Here is a 17,960-nt window from a genome sequence, read left to right as displayed (position 1 = left end):
GAGGAACTTCTAATAATAGACTCTCAAATACCCTCTAGTAGTTCGCCTCACTGCTTTCCCCGGGGACTCCTCCGTCCCGTTCTGGCAATGCTTCCGGACTATGGGAACGGTGCATCAGCTGCTGGAGACAAAGGGCCGCAAGGGAGCCCTGGAAGCAGGCATTGAGAGATCGGTTGTTGAGGTCGCCGCGGCCTACCTCTCCGACGAGGATTCGGGCCTCGGGTTCGCCTACTCCGGCTGGGCCCAGTGCGCCTTACCCCACAAGAGGCTGGCCGACGATGCACCTTGGGGCATAGTCTCCGAGCGGGTGAAGCTCATGGTGGAGCCCGGGCGGCGGCAGGTAGTAGCCTCCGATGGATCTCAGACCTTCGAATTCGTCGGCGTCCCGTTCGGCTCCCACGCTCGACTCATCCTACTCTACCTCCAGACCGAGGCGCTCCGGACGGGAAGCCGAGAAGTGGAACTGGGCGGCTCAATGAGAGGCTGGCTGGCCCGAGTCGGGATTCCCGCAGGCGGGATGACCGGGAAATCCGTCCGCGACCAGGCCGAGCGCATCAGCAGGTGTAAGCTCACCTTCGATATCTCCACGGGATCCCGGGCTTCGGGCCTTGTACAGCAAACTATCGTCGACCGAGCCCTGTTCATCGAGGCCGAGGACGCGGGTGGCCCCCAGGGGCGACTGTCGCTCGAGACCGCGAAGCTCTCAGAGGGCTTCTTCGAGCAGCTCAAGAAGCATCCGGTCCCCCTCGAGGAGGCCGCGATCAAGGCGTTGTCGAACAACGCCCCGGCGCTCGACGTCTATCTTTGGCTGGCGTACCGGCTGCACGCCTTGAAGGAAAATCGGCTGGTGCCCTGGACTGCCCTGAAGGGGCAGTTCGGGACCGGGTTCTCGAAGCTGTATCACTTCAAGAACAAGTTTCCCGGAACCCTGGCTCTTGCCCAGGCGGTCTACCCGGATGCGAAGGTGGAGGTGACCGAGAAGGGTGTGGTGCTGAAGCCCTCGCGCCCGCCCGTTGCGCCCCGGCAGATCACGCTTCCCAGCCGGAACTGACGCTCACCCGATTCCCCACTTGGCTCCCTCCCGGCCGCTCACTCGATTCCCCGCCCTCAGACCAGCCTGGGCCCGGCGCTCTCGCTCCCGGGCGTTCGGGGGCCGGGCGGACCAGCTCGGCGGTCGTGGCCCCGGCCCACATCCCGAGCAGCGCATTCGGCCGACGGCTTCCGGCGCCATCAGGCCGCCCACCCAGCACATCGGGTCCCTCGCCCCCGAGTTCCCTGGGCCAGGGCGCCGGGACCTCTACGAAGTGGACGCGCGCCCGGAGCAAGGCCGGGATCTCATGCCGGGCGTTGGCGGTCATCATCCAGGTGAGGCTTGAGAGACTGACGGCCAGGCAAGCCCCTCGTCCGGCAGTTCCGGGAGGTCGAGAGATTGAGCATCACGAGCAGTGCGTTGTGTGGATCCCCGTTCCCGCTTCGCTCCCCGCCCGTCTTCTCGATCTCCTCGAGGACGATCGCCGGGTTCGGGCACCCGGTCCTGGCCATTAGCTTGGGCACGAACCCCGGCCGCCCGTTCCCCAGCCCCGGGCCTTCCTGGCTAGTGTCCGGTTGTCGCTCATCGCCAGGGCCCCTTCGTCGCCGACCACGTTCACGGCCTTCCCTGAAGCTGGCGACGGCCGCATTGCGGCGCGGGCGGTGACCACCAAGGCGGTATGCCCGTGGGCGGAGAACCTTCGCCGGAGCGGTCCACAAAGACCCCTACTCCGTCACCCGCAAGGGCAAGGAGGTGGCGGTGATTTACGCGCCATGCCTTCCGGCAGAACCCTGCCTGAAGGACCTCTTCGGGCTGTTGAGGGTAGCCGGGAACAGCTGAGCCAAGTGGGCCTCATTGACTGGCGATACGCACCCGGGATGATGCGCGAAGGCTGAACGAGCGGGTCCGCGGGATCGAAGAGGAAGTCCCAGCGGGAATGAACGAGCCACTTCCGAGAAGCACCTCACCGAACCCGTGCCGGCCAGATCTCGCTCACGATCATATGCGGGACCGATAACCGGCCCCTCCCCCCTCCGAGCTAACCTGACGGGTCTCGGCGGCTCCCGGTATGCCGAACCTTGAAAAGAGACGTCCTCGTCCCCGTGCTCAAGCCATCCGAATGGACGGAGGACGGCCGAGGCGGTCTCGGCCGGGATCCGAGTTGGGAGGTGCCACGCGCCGACGGTCCTGGGCACTGACCGAAGTAGAACGTCGCGCGGTTGGCGGGATGGTTAGGCTGCCTCGGTTGCATCGTCGTCGATGGTGCCTCCACCCAACTCGCGCTCGATGCGCGCGAGTTCGGCGTCCAGCCTCCTGCGCTCCCGGAGAAGCTTCTCGCGTTGGGCCTGAAGCGCCTGGGCGCGGGCGTCGGCAGGGCGGCGCTCCTCTCGGAAGCGCAGGATCTCCGCTCGTTTAACGTCCGGGCGAAGTAGGTCCGCCTTCTTAGCCTCCTCCAAGAGTGACGGATCGAAGGTCGAGAGGAGGTAGGCGATTGTGTAGGACGGCGGCAGGCGGTCCTCCGGAATGCGGCCCTCGTCCACGGCAGCCGCAGCCATGCGGAACTGATAGGCGGTGCGCGGCGAGAAGGGCAGGTCTGCCTCGACCATCGCTTCGTAGTCGCCGTGTTGTAGGCGGGCCTTCGCGGCGTTGAGGTAGCGGCCAATCTGGATGAAGCGGATCTGGGCACCCGTCCAAAGGCCCTTGATCTCGCGGGCGTACTCGTCCCGCGTGTCGTAGGCGACGAGCCGGAGTTCGACGGCATCCGTCCTGGAGGAGGCGAGGCCACCGCCGGTGAGGGCGTCCGTCTCGATGACCCGGGAGGGTTTCAGCTTACGCAGCGACATCGACGAATCCCCAGACTTTGGCGCGCACGTAGTTCCAGACGCCCTCGATTTCCCGGGCCCCCGGATGCTCTCCGAGGTCGGCCATGCCGACACCGTACTCAGCGGCACGCATGAAATCGACGCGGTCAGCGACCTCAACGGGGCAGAGCTCCCCTGCCTTAAGCAGCAGGGTCTTGACGGCGATGATGTTCGTCCGCGGCTTTACGGCGTTGAGGACAAAGCTGGCACGGCGTCCGCGTCGTCGAAGCATTGCCATGAAGGGAACTGCGCTCTCGGCATCGTCGAGCGAGGGGCGGGCCGGGACGACGATAAAATCTGCAGAATCAATAAGTTGTCGAAGGGCATCGGGATACGTCTCAATGGACGGCGGGGTGTCCACGAAGAACGCGTCGCAATCGTCGACACTGCCATCGGATACGAGCGAAGCCACGTCGTCCATGGCAAGTTCGTAGTGGGAAACGGAGTGTTCCGCCGATCCGCGGCGACGCCACCATCGGGTGAGGGTTCGTTGCGGGTCGAGGTCCCCGACGGCAACCTTGAGTCCGGCGGCCGCCGCGCTGACTGCCAGATTCCGGCAAAGTGTCGTCTTACCGGCACCGCCTTTCGGGCTGGCGAACACGATCCGCTTCATCATACTAGGCCCCCATCCCTCCCCCGAGGGAACAAGAGGACGACAGTAGTCGTTACCGCCGCACCCATCTACGGGCGCAGATTGCAGATCACTTCCAGGAAGTGATTTCACCTGCCCGGGGCGGCTTGGAGGCCACACCGAATCACTTCCCGGAAGTGAAGTCGACCTACTGCGTCGCCGGTAGCCACGGCGGGTAATGGCATCCTCCGCCGCCGAGCACCCGGCGTATCTCACACCGCGGCTGGCGGGACGGCCGTCCTAACCGGCGAGCCGTAGTGCTAACTGCGTCAACGAGGCCATCCGCACGGGGTCGCGCGAGGTGCCAGGCATGGAAAGATCGTCTCGACAGTATTCGGCCGTATTGTCACACCCTGCTCCTTGCGAAGAGCCAGGAATGCTTCCAGCGTGCGGCGACTCGGCGTCACGCAACACGGCCAAGAGTCCGGGCCGAACAGCGCCTCAGCTCTCGCGGCGAGAGCGGGGCCCCAGGGCAGAGGAATGCGGGAGGCCCTGATGTCGCGCACCCGATCAAGGCTGCGGCGCTTGGCGGCGTCGAACAGGGCACTCGGCGCCCCGGGGGTGGCGTCCACAGCGTCCTAGCGCAGGACGGTGGTGTGCATGACCGGGAAGATGCTGGTCTTGCGGAAATAGGTCTCCTCCTCCGCGGCGTAGTCGGGGATTAGGTGCCGGACCGCCCCGTTCCCGGTCAGGAAGCTCCTCGGCGGCTGCGCCGTCAGGATCGCGTCCACCTTGCCGGACAGCAGCATCGTGTCCAGCGACGTGTCCGGCCGCGAGGAGCGGCGCAGGCCGAGCGGGACACGGAAGGCCAGGGTCTCGGCCCGGCCCGGCTCGTTGATCCCAGCCTACACCCATTCGACATCGTCGAGCGGCACGCCGACTTGATGCTGCAGCCGGCCCCGGGCATAGATGCCCGCGTCATCGCCCAGTCCGGATCCTCCACGCGACGCCCGCGCAGGTCTTTCGGGCCCCGCACCGGCCCGTCCGCCCGGACGTAGAAGGCTGAGAGGCGAAAGACCCGGGACGGAGACACCGGGATCGCCACCAGCCCGCGATCGCCGCGCGAGATGAGGTTGGCGAGCATGCCGAGCGACATCTCCGCTGCGTCCCAAGGGCGCTCGGCCAGCATGCGCCGGAAGATTTCCCCCACCGGCGGCTGGTGAACCTCCAACGCCAGCCCCTCCGGCCGGACAGCGCCGGAGACGAGGTCGCGGACGTGGTCGTAATTGGATGAGGCGCGTCACGTGTCGCGCATACCTGGGATCCGGGCGGCCGCCCGAAAGAGCGGCGCTTCCTGCTGCATATGGGCGGCCATCTCCTCCGGCGTGTTGCCGACCGGGGTAACGCCGAGCGTCGCCAGCCGCTCCCGCACTGCGGGCTCCCGCATCACTGCCATCACCGCCTCGAAGAGGCGGTTCAGGATAGGGCGCGGCGTGCCGGCGTGGACGACGACGCCGTTCCAGTTGATCACCACGAAGCCGGGCAGGCTCTCCGCCAAGGTCGGCACGTCCGGGATCTGCGGCAGCCGCTCGGCACCACTGACGGCCAGGATGCGCGAGCCGCCGTTCGCGGCGGCGGGCAGCATGCCGCCGGTGACGCCCGTCAGCATCTGCACGCGCCCGGCCAGCGCCTCGGTCACGCTCTGCGCACCGCCGCGGAAGGGGACGTGGACGATATCGAGGCCGAGGCGGTGCACCCAGAGGGCGGCGGCGATCTGCGTCAGCGTGCCGGTCCCGGCCGATCCGTAGTTCAGCCGCCCCGGGTTGGCCCGGACATGAGCGACGAACTCCTCCAGCGTGCGGGCGAACGGAGGGGTGCACCGCGAAGACAGCGGGGTTGCTGCCGAAGATGGAAATGGGCGCGAAGTCCCGCTCCGGGTCGTAGGAGACCGGCTGAAGCGCGGGCAGGATCGCGGTCTGTGTGTTGCCTCAGATGAACACCGTGCAGCCATCCGCTGGGGCGCGCGACGTGCTCGGCGGCCAGGGCGCCGTTGACCCCCGCCCGGTTCTCCACCACGAATGGCTGGCCCAGGTGCCGGGCGAGGCGCGCGGCCACGATGCGGGCCATGGTGTCGGTGCCGCCGCCCGGCGGGTAGGGCACGACGAGGCACACCGGCCGGCTGGGCCACTGACACGCCTCCTGCGCCGCGGCCGGGGTGGCGGCCGCGTCGGCTGACAGCGCGAGCAGGGGCCGGCGCGTGGCTGTCCCGTCCGGTCGGAAGGTCATGACCTGTCTCCTCGCCCGGCGATCATCCTGCCCGTCCACTGCCCTGTAACGCCTGTGCATTCCGCAGCGCCCGCCAGACGCGCTCGGGGGTGGCAGGCATCTCGACGTGGCGCACGCCGTGGTCGCGCAGGGCGTCCACGAGGGCGTTGATGATCGCGGGCGGGGCGCCGATGGTGCCGGCCTCGCCGCCGCCCTTGGCGCCCAGAGGGTTGGTTTGCGTGGGCTGCGGATTCGCGTGTAGGTCCATGGGCGGCATGTCCACCGCGCGCGGGATGCCGTAGTCCATGAAGGAGGCGGTATGGAGCTGGCCGCTGCCCGGCTCGTAGGTAGTGCCCTCCAGTAGCGCCTGACCAAGGCCCTGTGCGACGCCGCCGTGCACCTGGCCGGCCAGCAGCGCGTGGTCCAGCACGGTGCCGACATCGTCCACCACGAGGTAGCGGACGGCCGCCGTCGCGCCGGTCTCGGGATCCACCTCCACCTCGCAGACGTGGCAGCCTTTGGGGTAGGTGGGAGCCTTGGGCGCGAGGAGCGCCACCGCGTCCAGGCCGGGTTCCATCCCCTCGGGCAGTTGGTGCGCGGCGAAAGCGATCCGCACCACCTCCTGGAAGGGGAGGGACCGGTCCGTGCCTGCGACGGAGAAGCGCCCGTCCTCGAACACCACGTCTCCCGCGTCTGCCTCCATCAGGTGGGCTGCGATGGCGCGCCCCTTGGCGATCATCCGGTCCGCGGCGATCCCAATGGCGGGGCCGCCGACGGCGATGGAGCGGGAGCCGAAGGTGGCCCGGCAGAAGGCGACGAGGTCGGTGTCCCCCTGCACCACGCGGACGAGATCGCGGGAGGGGCCGAGTCGGGCGGCCTGTGAGCCGAATCAGCTTCCTGTGGCCTTTCGTGCTCGGGGAATCTCAGCCGCGTGCCGCAAGTCTCGCTGCGCAGCCACCAGTGCGGGGTGCTGGCCATCGTGCGGGCTATGGCAGCCGGCGAGGCGGCGGGGTGCGCGACATCCTGGCCGCCGTCACCCCCGGCGGGGGCAAGTCCCTCCTGCCCGTCATCGCCGCCCGCGCGCTGATCACCTCCGGCCTCTGCGAGCGCGTCTGCTGGGTCGTCCCGCGCGACAGCCTCCGTCTGCAGGCCGAGGAGGCCTTCGCCGACCCGACATGGCGAGCGGCTCTCGGCCACAGCCTCTCCGTCCGCGCGGCCGAGAATGCGCCCGGCGACCCCTGCCGCGGGCTGGAGGGCTACGTCACCACCTACCAGGGCATCGCCGCAGCCCCTGACCTCCACCTCGCCGCCTTCCGCCAGCACCGATACCTGCTGGTCGTCGACGAGGTGCACCACCTCCCCGCGCTGGGGCAGGGGGACAGCGCGGGCGGGCACGAGGGCCGGGACGGGCACGGCCCCGATCCCTCCGCCGCCTGGTCCGCCGCGATCGAGCCGCTGCTGGCCTGCGCGAGCGCCCGCCTGCTGCTCTCGGGCACGCTGGAGCGGGCGGACGGACGCCGCATCCTCTGGCTGCCCTATCGCGCCGGTGGGGGAGGGGGCGGCCGCCAGGAGGTGGACCTCGCCGCCCCGGGCTGGGCGGTGGTGGGCTACAGCCGGGCCCGGGCGCTCGCCGAGCGCGCCGTCCTGCCGGTCGCCTTCGGTGCGCTCGACGGCGAGGCCGCCTGGCTCGGGCCGGAGCCGGAGGAGGGCGGCCCGCGCCCGCATCTCGGCCCCCACCGTCTGCGCGCCGTGGCACCGAACGAGACCACCCGGCCCGCCCTCTTCACCGCCCTCCGGACCGGCTTCGCCGAGGCGCTGCTGCGCCGCTCCTTCGAGGCCGCGCGCCGGCTCCGGGCCGAACGGCGGGGGCGCTTGGAAGTGGGCGAGGGAAGGGCGATCCGGGGCCTGGGCAAGCTGCTGGTGGTGGCACCCGACCAGGGGCAGGCCCGGCGCTACCTCGACATCCTCCGGCGCTGGGTGCCCGCCGCCCAGCAGCACACGGTGGCGCTGGCCGTCTCGGACGAGCGGGGCGCGCACGAGACACTGGCCGCCTTTCGCCTGACGCCCGAGCCCTCGGTAGCGGAGCACCGGCTGCGGCAGCGGCTGGCGGAGATGGTGGCCGCGCAGGCGATGGAGGACGCGCAGGGGGGGAGGGGAGGGGACCTCAGCCGCTCCCGTGCCCGTCGCGCCCCGCGGGGCGGGGCTGTTCCACGCCTACAACGCCGCCCTCAAGCGGTCGCTGGGCGGGCGTTCCCGGGCGGAGATGTCGATCGCGGAGCTCGAGGCGGCGCTGGCGTGGCTGGGGCGGAACCGCCTGCGGGACCACCTGCACCTGCTGGACGGCGACCACCGCTACGGCTGGGCCGCCCGCAAGCGCGGCGAGTTGAAGTCACTGGTGGGAAAGCCAGTCCACCTCTGGAAAGGCCGGACCAAGGGGGAAGATCGGCGCTCCTTTGCTGAAGCCGGGCGCTGACGACCGGTCTACGTCTCGTGCTGCTGTGTCGCATGGTCAGGAGGCTTTCGGGCCCTCGCATGTCCGTCATTGGTGAGTGCCGTCCACAAGAGAGCGTTCTCCGCGGTAGGTCTCGTAACCGCCAAGGCGCCATACGCGCTACGCTGACGCGAAGCACCGCAAGCCGTGTACTGTGTCGGCGTGGCAAAGCAGGTCGGCATCCTCCTCACGCCCGATTTCGGGCTCACCTCTTTCAGTTCCATCGTAGAGGTGCTGCGCAGCTCGAACACGCTGCATGGTTCGACGCTCTACGATTGGCAGATCGTGGCAGCCCGGGCCGGACCCGTGGCCAGCACCGCGGGCGTCTCCATCGTCGCTGGGCCCCTGCCGGGAGCGCTGCAGCGCTTCGATACCGTGTTCCTGCCCGCGGCTGGCAACCCCGCGCTGTTCGAGGACACAGCGATCCACACCTGGCTGCGCCGCCTACACCGACACGGCACGAGGCTGGTCGGCGTCTCCGGCGGCGCCTTCCTCCTCGCGAAGGCCGGACTGCTCAAGGGCCACCGTTTCACGATCCACTGGGAGCACGTCGATCCGCTACGCGAAGCCTTCCCCGACCTTGTCCCGGAAGAGACCCTCTACGAGCTGGACCGAACCATCGCCACCGCGGCGGGTGGGATCGCGACCTTCGACCTTATGCTGACACTGCTCGCGATGGATCACGGCCCCGCGTTCTCGGCGCGTGTCGGCGACTGGCTGTTGCACAGCCGCCATCGGCCCGGCTCCACCAGCCAGCGGGTGGAGGCCGGGCGACGGAACGGCATCGCCCATGACGGGCTGTCCCGGATCATCGAGCACATCGAGCGGCATGCGCATGAGCCTCTGGCCTTGGGGGAGTTGGCGCGGCTGGCCGGGCTGTCCGGGCGGCAGCTGGAGCGCCTGTTCGGCGATCATCTCGGAACCTCGGTCCACCGCCACGTCGCCGCGGTTCGGCTGTCCCGGGCCCGCGTACTGCTACGACAGACCCGGCTTCCCGTTGCGGAGATCGCCGCGGCCTCCGGCTACGGCAGCCCTAGCCACTTCACGCAGGCTTACCGGGCGCGGTTCGGCCTCACACCCCGGGCAGAGCGGACTCTGGAGCGCCAACGCCTGCGCGGTCCAGAACCTTGATCACGGCGCGGGATGCTGGGACGCCGCCACCGGCCCAGGTCGGCAGGTCCTCCGCCGCGCGCTCCCCCGCGATCACCTCCGCCACGCCGCGCCCGATCAGCGCGCCGAACTTGAAGCCGTGGCCGGAGCAGGCGCTGACGATCCAACCGCGGGGTCCGAGCGGTGCCACGTGGAAGCGCTCATCTGCGGTGACGGTATAGTAGCAGGCCTTCCGCTGCAGCACCGCGTACCGCTCAACATCGCGGAGCGTGCCGGCCATAGCCGGAAGCAGCCGCGAGACATCCGCATCCGTCGCCACGCGGTCTCCGTCGGGATCGCCCGCCAGCGAGAAGCTGTGATCCCCCACCTTCAGCCGCATGCCACGCCGGGGCGGTAGGATGTAGACGCCCGATTCCCCGCGCGAGATCACGACGGGCGCCCGCGCCCAGAGACCGGCGGCGTCCTCCGGCGGTTGCAGGAACACCACCGTCTGACGCGACGGGACCGCGAAGGACCGCAGCTCCGGCACCAGACGTCCGGCCCAGGCGCCCGCTGCGACGACGACGACGTCCGCGCCGTGAAGGCGGCCTTCCGACATGACGGTCCCGGCCACGGGATCGACATCGGTCACGGCAGCGCGGCGGTGCAGCGTCGCGCCGTGCCGCTCCAGCCAGGCCACGAGGTCCGTCACGATGCGCGAGGCGAAGAGGATCCCGGACCCCGCCGCTTCCAGGATGTGGCGGAAGCGCTCGGTCCGCAGCATCGGCCAGGCCTCCCGCGCCCGGTCCGCACCGATCTCCCGCAGGCCGAGCCCGGCCTCCGCCTGGGATGCCACGACGCCCTCGATCCAGGCCTCCTGGCCGGCCGGCATGAGATGCAGGGACGCTGTTTGCTCAAGATGCACGGCGCCCAGGTCGTCCCACAGCGCCTGCCAGGCGCGGAAGGCATCCGGCATCATCCGGGCATAGCCCTCCATGGCGCCGTAGACGTGGCGGATGATCCGGTGCTCGTCGTAGGAGGAACCGATCGGGTTGGGCAGGTCCCCCTGCTCGAACAGCGTCACGCGGAAGCCGCGCCGGACGAGGCTCCAGGCCGTGCACAGCCCGGCGATGCCGCCGCCGATGACGATGACGCGCCCGCCGGCCCCGGCGGGAGAGTCCACCGGCATCACTGGCTCACCGCGTCGGCCGCGAGCGTGTACTCGTCATCGCGCACCCGATAGGCGATCCCGGTCCGCGTGCCCCAGGTGTTCACCGGGAAGTAGAGCGGGATGATCGCCTGCCGGTCAGTGATGGCGCGCTCGGCCAAGCGGTGCAGCCATTCGTTGCGGGCCACCTCGTCGATGGTGACGGCCGCGGTCTCGATCAGCGTGTCGGTCTCCGGGTCGGAGAAGCGGCCCCAGTTCCCCGTGCCGACGCCGCGCTGCGCGTCCGGCGTCTGCAGCATGCGCTGGAGCTGCGTCAGGACCTCGCCCCGGGAGGAGAGGGAGCCACTGAAGGTGGCACTGAACTCGTGCCGTGCGGCGCGAGAGAAGTAGACGGCGGAGGGCATGGCATCGACCCTCGTCCGGATCCCGATCCGCGTCCACATCTGACTGACCGCCTGAAGCACCTGTGCGTCAAAGGGGTAGCGGTTGTTGGGGCCGGCGAGGGCGAGTTCAAATCCGCCCGCGTAGCCGGCCTCCTGCAGCAGGCGGCGTGCGGCCGTGAGGTCGGCGGGCGGGACCGCTGGCTGCGGCCGCAGAGCGGGATAGACAGTCGGCACCGCCTGCCCGTGCAGCAGGCGTTCAGCGAGGCCCGCCCGGTCGATGGCCAGCGACATGGCTCGGCGGACCCGGACATCCTGCAGCGGATTGGCCGGCAGCGGCTGCCCCCGGGCGTCCGTGACGTGGGGCGAGACCGTGCGCCCAACGTCCAGCCCGAGGTAGTAGAGGCGCACACCGGGCGCGGAGGACAGCCGGACATTGTCGCGCTCCCGGAGCGTGTCGATATCGCCGCCGCTGACGAAGTTGATCACGTCCACGTCGCCCGCCAGCAGGGCCGCCGTGCGCGCGCCGTTGTTGACGATCGGCCGGATGGTCACGGAGCGCCATTCCGGCTTCTCGCCGAAATAGCCCTCGTTCCGTTCGAGCACGATGGCGCTGCCACGGCTGCGGGAGACCAGACGGTAGGGGCCGGTCCCGATGACGGCGGTGCCGGAATCGTAGTCGGCGGTCGTGGCGTTGGCGCTCGCCGCGCGGGAGAGGATCGCCACCGCCCGGAGGGAATGCATCAGCAGCGGCGCCGGAGCCGCCGTCCGAAGGCGTAGCCGGAGCGGGTCCATCACCTCGACCGCGCTGAGATCCTGCAGGTACCAGCGAAAGCTGGATGGGCTGCCCGGCACGCTGCGGGCCCGCTCAAAGGAGAAGACGACGTCCTCGGCCGTCACAGCGGTGCCGTCGTGGAAGGCGGCACCGGGGCGGAGGATGACCTCCCAGGTGGTCGGGTCGATGTTCGTCCAGCTCGCCGCCAAGTCGGGCAGCAGCTCGCCGGACGGGCTCATGCGCGTGAGTGAACTGAACAGGTGCTTCGCGACCTCCATGTTCGGCGTCAGGTCGTAGAAATGCGGGTCGAGCGAGGTGGCCTCACTCGCGACGCCAATGCGCAGGCTTTGGGCACTGGCGGGGCTGATGGCCGGGGCGAGACTGGTGGCCAGGGTCGCCGCGAGCAGGGCGCGCCGGACGGTCCGCGGCGTGCTCATTTCCAGATCCCCTCGGCCACACGGAGGTAATTCTCGCCGAGGATGCCGCGCGCCTCGGCCTCGCTGAAGCCACCGTCGAGCAGGGCGTCGGCCAGGGCCGGCATCTCCTCCGGTGCGAAATAGTTCCAGGGCGGCGGGCGAAGCGCGTTCCGGCCGGTCCAGCGCTGGGGCGTCTTCGCGAAGTTCCGGTAGTGCTCGCGCGTGAAGTAGACGTTGTCGATGCCGATCGCGACGTGCTGCGGCCCGACCAGGTCCGCCATGTAGCGGATGTGCCGCATCATGTCGGTAACCTCCGCCGTTCCCTCCTCGCTGAGGAAGTTGCCGATGCCGGTAACGCCAATGACGCCACCTGACGCTGCGCTGGCTCGGATCAGGTCGTCCGAGATGTTCCGCTCATGCCCGTGGACGGCCTGGGCGTTGGAGTGGCTGAAGATCACCGGCGCCGACGAAACCTCGAACAGGTCGCGGCAGGAACGGTAGCCCGTGTGGGTGGCGTCCACGATCATGCCGACCGCGTTCATGCGTCTGACGAGATTGCGCCCAAACCCGCTCAGGCCCGCGTCGCTCTCCTCCAGACAGCCGTCGGCGGCGGCATTGCGCTTGTTGTAGGCGAGCAGCATCTGCCGCACGCCGAGGGCGTAGTAGACGTCCACCATGTCGAGCTCGCCACCCAGCCCGTTGCTGCCCTGGAAGTTGAACCCGACCGCCAGCCGGTGCTCAGCCTTGGCGCGGCGAATGTCAGTGACCGACAACGCCAAGCGAAGGCGCTCAGGCTGCTGAAGGAGGTCCGCCCGCACCATCGCGAGGTGGCGCATGGTACCCTCGATCCCGTGCCGGTCGCCACTAAGCGAGAGCGAGACGAAGGAGATGCCCGTCGCGATGTAGCGGGGTAGGATGCTGTCCAGGTTCTCGTAGGGCTCGCTGTACGGGAGCACCAAGTCGCAGCTGGTCACGGTGTCCCAGAAGGGCGATGTCACGGCAGGGCCTCGCTTGTCCGCGTGTGATGCTACCAGCGCTGAAATTCCGGGAATGTCAGAATCGGGACACGGTCACGCGGGATCTCCGGCGGGACCCGGACGATAGGGCGCAGCGATGAACTCCGATGGCTGCCGTTGGAGCGCCCCCCATTTCGACCGGACAGGTGGCGTAACCTGAGGGCCTAGGCCTGAGCCTAGACATACGGCTATGTCCAATCCCGTTGAGCGCGTCGAAATCATCACCGGCCGCGAGCGCCGCAGGCGATACAGTGCCGCCGAGAAGGTCCGGCTGGTGGAGGAGACGACCCAGCCGGGCATGACGGTCTCGGCCGTTGCCCGGCTCCACGGCGTCTCCCCCAGCCTGCTGTTCGGGTGGAGGCGTCGCATGGCCGAGGGGGGCCTGGAGGCGGTGCGGGCGGACGACGACGTGGTGGCCGCAAACCGTGTTCGCGAGCTCGAGGCCAAGGTCCGCGACCTGGAGCGCCTGCTCGGGCGCAAGACCATGGAGGCCGAGATCCTGCGGGAAGCGTTGGACGCTGCCCGGGGGAAAAAGCCCGGCTTGCGGCTGCCGTCGCCTCCTCCGGCCGGTTCCCGGTGAAGGCGGTGGCCGACACCCTGGGCGTTGCCCGATCCAACCTGGTCGAGCAGCTGAAGGGGCCTGGACGCCGCCGCGGCCCCTATCAGCGCGAGGGCGACGATGCGCTCCTGGCCGAGATCCGCGCCGTCACCGATGCCCGGCCCACCTACGGTTACCGGCGCGTCGCCGCCCTGCTGAACCGGGCAAGGCGGGCCGGTGGAGAGCCGCCGGTCAACCGCAAGCGCGTCCTGCGCCTTATGCGGCGTGCCTCGCTCACGCTACAGCCCTGCACGGGCAGGCGCGTCATCCGGGCGCACGAGGGCAAGGTTGTCGCCCCAGCGTCGAACCAGCGTTGGGCGTCCGACGGCCTGGCCATCTCCTGCTGGAACGGTGAGGTGGTCCATGTCGCGTTCGCCATCGACACTCACGACCGCGAGGTCATGGCCTGGGTTGCCACGGCGGGTGGGGGCATCAGTGGCGAGATGATACGCGACATGATGCTGGCCTGCGTCGAGGGCCGGTTCGGCAATGTCCGTGCACCCCATCCCGTCCAGTGGCTGGCCGACAACGGCTCGCCCTACACGGCCAAGGACACCGTCGACTTCGCCACCGCCCTGAATCTCGTCGCCTGCTTTACCCCGCCCCGCAGCCCCGAGAGCAACGGCGTCTGTGAGGCCTTCGTGAAGACCCTCAAGCGCGACTACGCCCGGGTGAACCCAAGGCCCGACGCCATCACCGTCCTCCAGCAGCTCCCTGCTTGGTTCGAGGATTACAACGCCGCCCACCCCCACTCCGGCTTGCGCATGCTCTCATCCCGTGAGTTCATCGCCCGCCAATCGTCCACCCCAGTCACCTGTCCGGTTTGATGGGGAGCACTCCAGCCGTGTTTATCCAGAACCGCCAATTGCTGAACAGGGAATTGAATGCGCCAACAGTAGAGAAGCCGATTCTGTTGCTGCCTCTGCGCAGCCCGGTGATGCGGGCCGTGGTTCGGCATGCCGAAACAAAGGCGGCCGGGTGCGATCGAGGCGGGCTGGACCTTTAAAGGACGGCAGTTCGCGGACGGTAGGCTGCCGGCGGGGGAAGAGGGGGCTTTCATGCGGACAGCCATCGCGCTTGCGGTGTTGCTGTCAACGCAGCGTGAAAGCTGGTTCTCCCGCACTTTCCGTGCTGTCGTTCCGGGATCATGCGGCGTGGAGAACGCGGGTGCGGAGGAGATGAAATCCAGCGCGGCCGTACATGGTTCGCTTGATCATCTTCAGGCGGTTGATCTGCCGCTCGACCGGGCTTGTCGTCCATGGCAGATCGAGGGACGCCTGCACCGCCGCGACGTCCTTGCGCAACTCGGCGACAAAGCCGGTCAACGATGTACCAGCCATAACGTCCAGCACGTCGCTGAGCGCTTCGTCACTCTGCCGTCGCAGCACGCAGACGAGGCGTTTGGCGGCGGCGGTGGTGGCCGAGAGCGCGGGCATCTCCTCCAGCACGCGAGTGACGAAGTCGCGGTCGGCATCGGGCAGCGTGGCCGCCTTAGCCATGAGCAGGCGGGCCACGCGCCGGCCCGATGGTGGGCGCAAGGGCTTGCCCGCTGGCCGTCCGGATCACTCGGACAGGGTCTGGCTCGGCCTTGCGCCGCTGCGTGGCCCAGGCTCGCACGGTGGCAGGTCGGCCTGGAAAGCCCAGCGCAACCAGTTCCCGCCAAAGGCGGATGGGGTTGCGGCAGCCCTCGGTCCAGTGTCGCTCCAGGGTCCCACGGTGTGGATCGAGCGTGCTGCCCCGGAGTTGCTTTAGCCAGAGGGGCCCGGCACCGGCCTGCAGCCAGCGATGAAGCGTCTTGCGGTCAAGTCCCATCAGCCGCGAGATCTGGCTGATGGAGGCGCCGGCCGTGTGCAGCCGGGCCACTTCCTCGAAGTGGGCCTGCCGGCGTGCATGCCCGGCCCCGCTGCGGTGGGTGGCCAAGGTCGTCTGCTCGGCGGATGCGCTTGCATCGACTGCCGTGGGTGGTGCCACCATCATGTTCCGGCCGACGCGCGTGACGCCGCGTGAGCCGCCGGGCGCGCATGCCGGCGCTGCCCCTCGACGACCTCGACGCCTGGCTCGCCGCCCAGCCCGACATCGCCCGCCGGAACTGGTCCGTCACCTCCATTGACGGATTCGCGGCGGCGCTCGCCGTCGGTCCGGAGCGCGTGACGATGGAGGACTGGCTCCGAGTGACCCTCGGGCCGGGCCTTCCCGAGACGCCGATGGGCCTCGGCGCGATCTCGGCCGTCATCGAGCACATGAACGCCGTCCAGCAGGGTCTACGGCTCGACGGCGGACGACGCTGGCGACCGGTCTTCCTCCGCGAGGAGGACGGCTCCGATGTCGCCCAGCCCTGGGCCGCAGGCTTCCTGTTCGCCGTCAAGCGCTGGCCCACCGCTTGGCGTCCGTTCTTCGAGACAGGACATCACGTCAGCCTCATGGTGCCGATCATCGCCCTCGAAGCCGAGGAGGAGGCCGAGCGGCTCACCGTCGGCAACCCACAAGCACGCGCCCACCTCGCCCGCGCCTACCACCACGTCCCCGAAGCGGTCTGCGCGATCCGGGACTACTGGCGAGCACACCCCGCCCGCGCAACTTGAACCGGGCTCCGCGTCAAGTCACCGATTGAATGGGGCTCAGACGACGGATACGCGTCAGCGACGTGCTGACCCGCATCAACGCGAGCGTGCGGAAAGCGACGGAGGAGGTATGAGCAGGTACGGCTGTTTCCCAGACGGTGTGCCCAACAACTTCATCCCGCGCGCCATCGGCATCTGCGACCTGTGCGGCGGACCCGTCATGGCGAAGTTCCATGCCCTGCGCCGCATAGAGTCGGAGTCGGCCGAGTGCACGGGATGCGGGGCGACCAGCAAGAGCGCGCTGTCGTTCATGCCGATGGAAAGGCAGCCCTGACCGTCCGGCCACTATTCGCTAACGGGCCGCTCTTCGCCCGCCTGCTCTACCAGTTCTAAATAGTCATCCTCGAATAGCGGGGTGCGTGCCTCCGCCACCTCTTTGGCGAACCGGTGAAGCAGGAACGGCTCAAGGCCCCCTGACCTTCCCCCGTAGAAGCGGTCCGCCGGTCATGTGACCCGGCGGGTGTTCTGAGGAGGCGGGGAATGGGTCGGAAGAGGACGCACACGCCGGAGGAGATGGTAGCGAAGCTGCGGCAGGTTGAGGTGCTGACAGCCCAGGGCAAGACGGTTTCCGAGGCGGTCCGGACGATCGGGGTGACGGACCAGACCTACTATCGCTGGCGCACCGAGTTTGGCGGCCTGAAGCTGGACCAGGTGAGGCGGCTCAAGGAGCTGGAGCGGGAGAACGCGCGGCTCCGGAAGGCGGTGTCGGACCTGACCTTGGACAAGGTGATCCTGAAAGAAGCGGCATCGGGAAAATACTGAGCCCCGCCCGTCGTCGCGCGGCAGTGGGGCATGTGATGCAGCAGCTCGGCGTGTCCGAGCGGAGAGCCTGTGCGGTGCTGGGGCAGCACCGCTCGACCCAGCGCAAGGTGTCGCGCGCAGCAGATGACGAGGCGGCGCTGACGGCGAGCATCACTGGCCTGGCGCGGCAGTACGGGCGCTACGGGTATCGACGGATCACGGCCCTGCTGCGGGCCGAGGGTTGGGGCTGCAACCACAAGAGGGTGGAGCGGATCTGGCGCCGTGAGGGGCTGAAGGTCCCAGCCCGGCAGCCCAAGCGCGGGCGCTTGTGGCTGAATGACGGCTCCTGCATCCGGCTGCGCCCCGAGAGGCCGAACCAGGTCTGGGCTTATGACTTCGTCGAGGACCGCACCCGGGATGGGCGAAAGTTCCGCATGCTGAACGTGGTGGATGAGTTCACCCGCGAGTGCCTGGCGATCCGGGTCGGGCGTCAGCTTAGGGCTGCCGACGTCATCGACGTGCTGTCCGACCTGTTCATCCTGCGCGGCACGCCGGGCCATGTTCGTTCAGACAATGGGCCCGAGTTCGCCGCCACCGCGGTGAGGAGCTGGATCAACGGTGTCGGCGCGAAGACGGCATTCATCGAGCCCGGCAGCCCGTGGGAGAACGGGTATGTCGAGAGCTTCAACGGCAAGCTGCGAGACGAGCTGCTCAACAGGGAGATGTTCAATACGCTGGCCGAGGCCAAGGTTCTGATCGAGCAATGGCGCTGCCACTACAACACCGTCCGCCCACACTCCTCGCTGCGCTACCAACCGCCGGCGCCAGAGGTCGTCCTGCTGCACCACCTGACCCTACCACCCGGCCACAGCCTCTCCAGCTCCAGCAGGGTCCTGCCCATGCGCCACTAACATCCCGCCCGGAGCACCTCGTGGGG

Annotated in this window: 16 protein-coding genes; 7 read left to right on the top strand and 9 right to left on the bottom strand. The window is 69.0% G+C overall.

Features of this window, described 5'->3' with window-relative positions; genetic code table 11:
* The first annotated feature begins 100 nt into the window (after positions 1-100).
* Positions 101-1,051, top strand: a complete 951-nt coding sequence (locus ACP6CK_RS29165) for a replication protein RepA (RefSeq protein ID WP_426960034.1) — start codon at positions 101-103, stop codon at positions 1,049-1,051.
* A 1,211-nt stretch (positions 1,052-2,262) separates the two neighbouring features.
* Here the strand turns inward: ACP6CK_RS29165 and ACP6CK_RS29160 are convergent.
* From ACP6CK_RS29160 to ACP6CK_RS29145, 4 genes are all read right to left on the bottom strand, one after another.
* On the bottom strand, positions 2,263-2,874 hold the full coding sequence (locus ACP6CK_RS29160) for a hypothetical protein (protein WP_426960033.1): 612 nt from the start codon (positions 2,872-2,874) through the stop codon (positions 2,263-2,265).
* Positions 2,861-3,508 carry an AAA family ATPase gene (locus tag ACP6CK_RS29155; RefSeq protein WP_426960032.1) on the bottom strand — a complete coding sequence of 216 codons (648 nt, stop codon included), beginning with the start codon at positions 3,506-3,508 and terminating at the stop codon, positions 2,861-2,863. The genes ACP6CK_RS29160 and ACP6CK_RS29155 overlap by 14 nt, the downstream gene beginning before the upstream one ends.
* A 593-nt stretch (positions 3,509-4,101) precedes the next feature.
* Positions 4,102-4,272, bottom strand: a complete 171-nt coding sequence (locus tag ACP6CK_RS29150; protein ID WP_426960031.1) for a hypothetical protein — start codon at positions 4,270-4,272, stop codon at positions 4,102-4,104.
* A gap of 491 nt (positions 4,273-4,763) precedes the next feature.
* The gene (locus ACP6CK_RS29145; RefSeq protein WP_426960030.1) at positions 4,764-5,474 is read right to left on the bottom strand and encodes a Bug family tripartite tricarboxylate transporter substrate binding protein; all 711 of its coding nucleotides are present in this window, start codon (positions 5,472-5,474) and stop codon (positions 4,764-4,766) included.
* Here ACP6CK_RS29145 and ACP6CK_RS29140 point away from each other — a divergent pair.
* A complete protein-coding gene (locus tag ACP6CK_RS29140; protein ID WP_426960029.1) occupies positions 5,465-5,698 on the top strand; it encodes a hypothetical protein in 234 nt (77 codons plus the stop codon). The genes ACP6CK_RS29145 and ACP6CK_RS29140 overlap by 10 nt on opposite strands.
* A 73-nt stretch (positions 5,699-5,771) precedes the next feature.
* On the opposite strand, the gene ACP6CK_RS29135 is transcribed toward ACP6CK_RS29140, so the two are convergent.
* Positions 5,772-6,569 (bottom strand): xanthine dehydrogenase family protein molybdopterin-binding subunit, encoded by a 798-nt coding sequence (locus tag ACP6CK_RS29135; protein ID WP_426960028.1) that lies wholly within the window; start codon positions 6,567-6,569, stop codon positions 5,772-5,774.
* A gap of 170 nt (positions 6,570-6,739) precedes the next feature.
* On the opposite strand from ACP6CK_RS29135, the gene ACP6CK_RS29130 reads away from it, so the two are divergent.
* The gene (locus ACP6CK_RS29130; protein ID WP_426960027.1) at positions 6,740-8,188 is read left to right on the top strand and encodes a DEAD/DEAH box helicase; all 1,449 of its coding nucleotides are present in this window, start codon (positions 6,740-6,742) and stop codon (positions 8,186-8,188) included.
* 193 nt (positions 8,189-8,381) lie between these two features.
* Positions 8,382-9,350 (top strand): GlxA family transcriptional regulator, encoded by a 969-nt coding sequence (locus tag ACP6CK_RS29125; protein ID WP_426960025.1) that lies wholly within the window; start codon positions 8,382-8,384, stop codon positions 9,348-9,350.
* Here ACP6CK_RS29125 and ACP6CK_RS29120 read toward each other — a convergent pair.
* The 3 genes from ACP6CK_RS29120 to ACP6CK_RS29110 are packed head-to-tail and all read right to left on the bottom strand — an operon-like array spanning position 9,292 to position 13,045.
* Entirely contained in the window at positions 9,292-10,497 is a 1,206-nt protein-coding gene (locus ACP6CK_RS29120; protein ID WP_426960024.1) for an NAD(P)/FAD-dependent oxidoreductase, read from the bottom strand. The genes ACP6CK_RS29125 and ACP6CK_RS29120 overlap by 59 nt on opposite strands.
* A complete protein-coding gene (locus tag ACP6CK_RS29115; protein WP_426960023.1) occupies positions 10,497-12,068 on the bottom strand; it encodes an ABC transporter substrate-binding protein in 1,572 nt (523 codons plus the stop codon). The genes ACP6CK_RS29120 and ACP6CK_RS29115 overlap by 1 nt, the downstream gene beginning before the upstream one ends.
* On the bottom strand, positions 12,065-13,045 hold the full coding sequence (locus ACP6CK_RS29110) for a dipeptidase (RefSeq protein ID WP_426960022.1): 981 nt from the start codon (positions 13,043-13,045) through the stop codon (positions 12,065-12,067). Before ACP6CK_RS29110 ends, ACP6CK_RS29115 begins: the two co-directional genes overlap by 4 nt.
* A 208-nt stretch (positions 13,046-13,253) precedes the next feature.
* On the opposite strand from ACP6CK_RS29110, the gene ACP6CK_RS29105 reads away from it, so the two are divergent.
* Positions 13,254-14,488 (top strand): IS3 family transposase gene (locus tag ACP6CK_RS29105; protein WP_426960021.1). Its coding sequence is split into 2 segments (ribosomal slippage): positions 13,254-13,602 and positions 13,602-14,488, totalling 1,236 coding nucleotides; the frame shifts between segments, so codons are not numbered across the junction.
* Between the two features lie 318 nt (positions 14,489-14,806).
* Here ACP6CK_RS29105 and ACP6CK_RS29100 read toward each other — a convergent pair.
* On the bottom strand, positions 14,807-15,175 hold the full coding sequence (locus tag ACP6CK_RS29100; RefSeq protein ID WP_426960020.1) for a hypothetical protein: 369 nt from the start codon (positions 15,173-15,175) through the stop codon (positions 14,807-14,809).
* 489 nt (positions 15,176-15,664) lie between these two features.
* Here ACP6CK_RS29100 and ACP6CK_RS29095 point away from each other — a divergent pair, with 489 nt between their 5' ends.
* Positions 15,665-16,243 (top strand): YecA family protein, encoded by a 579-nt coding sequence (locus ACP6CK_RS29095; protein ID WP_426960019.1) that lies wholly within the window; start codon positions 15,665-15,667, stop codon positions 16,241-16,243.
* A gap of 519 nt (positions 16,244-16,762) precedes the next feature.
* A protein-coding gene (locus ACP6CK_RS29090; RefSeq protein ID WP_426954159.1) for an IS3 family transposase occupies positions 16,763-17,934 on the top strand; the annotation gives its coding sequence in 2 pieces (ribosomal slippage) (positions 16,763-17,030 and positions 17,030-17,934; 1,173 coding nt in all).
* Positions 17,935-17,960: the final 26 nt, after the last annotated feature.

It is taken from the genome of Muricoccus radiodurans, assembly GCF_050154705.1.
In the GTDB taxonomy this organism is placed as follows: domain Bacteria; phylum Pseudomonadota; class Alphaproteobacteria; order Acetobacterales; family Acetobacteraceae; genus Roseomonas; species Roseomonas radiodurans.
This window is presented reverse-complemented; position numbering and strand designations above follow the sequence as displayed.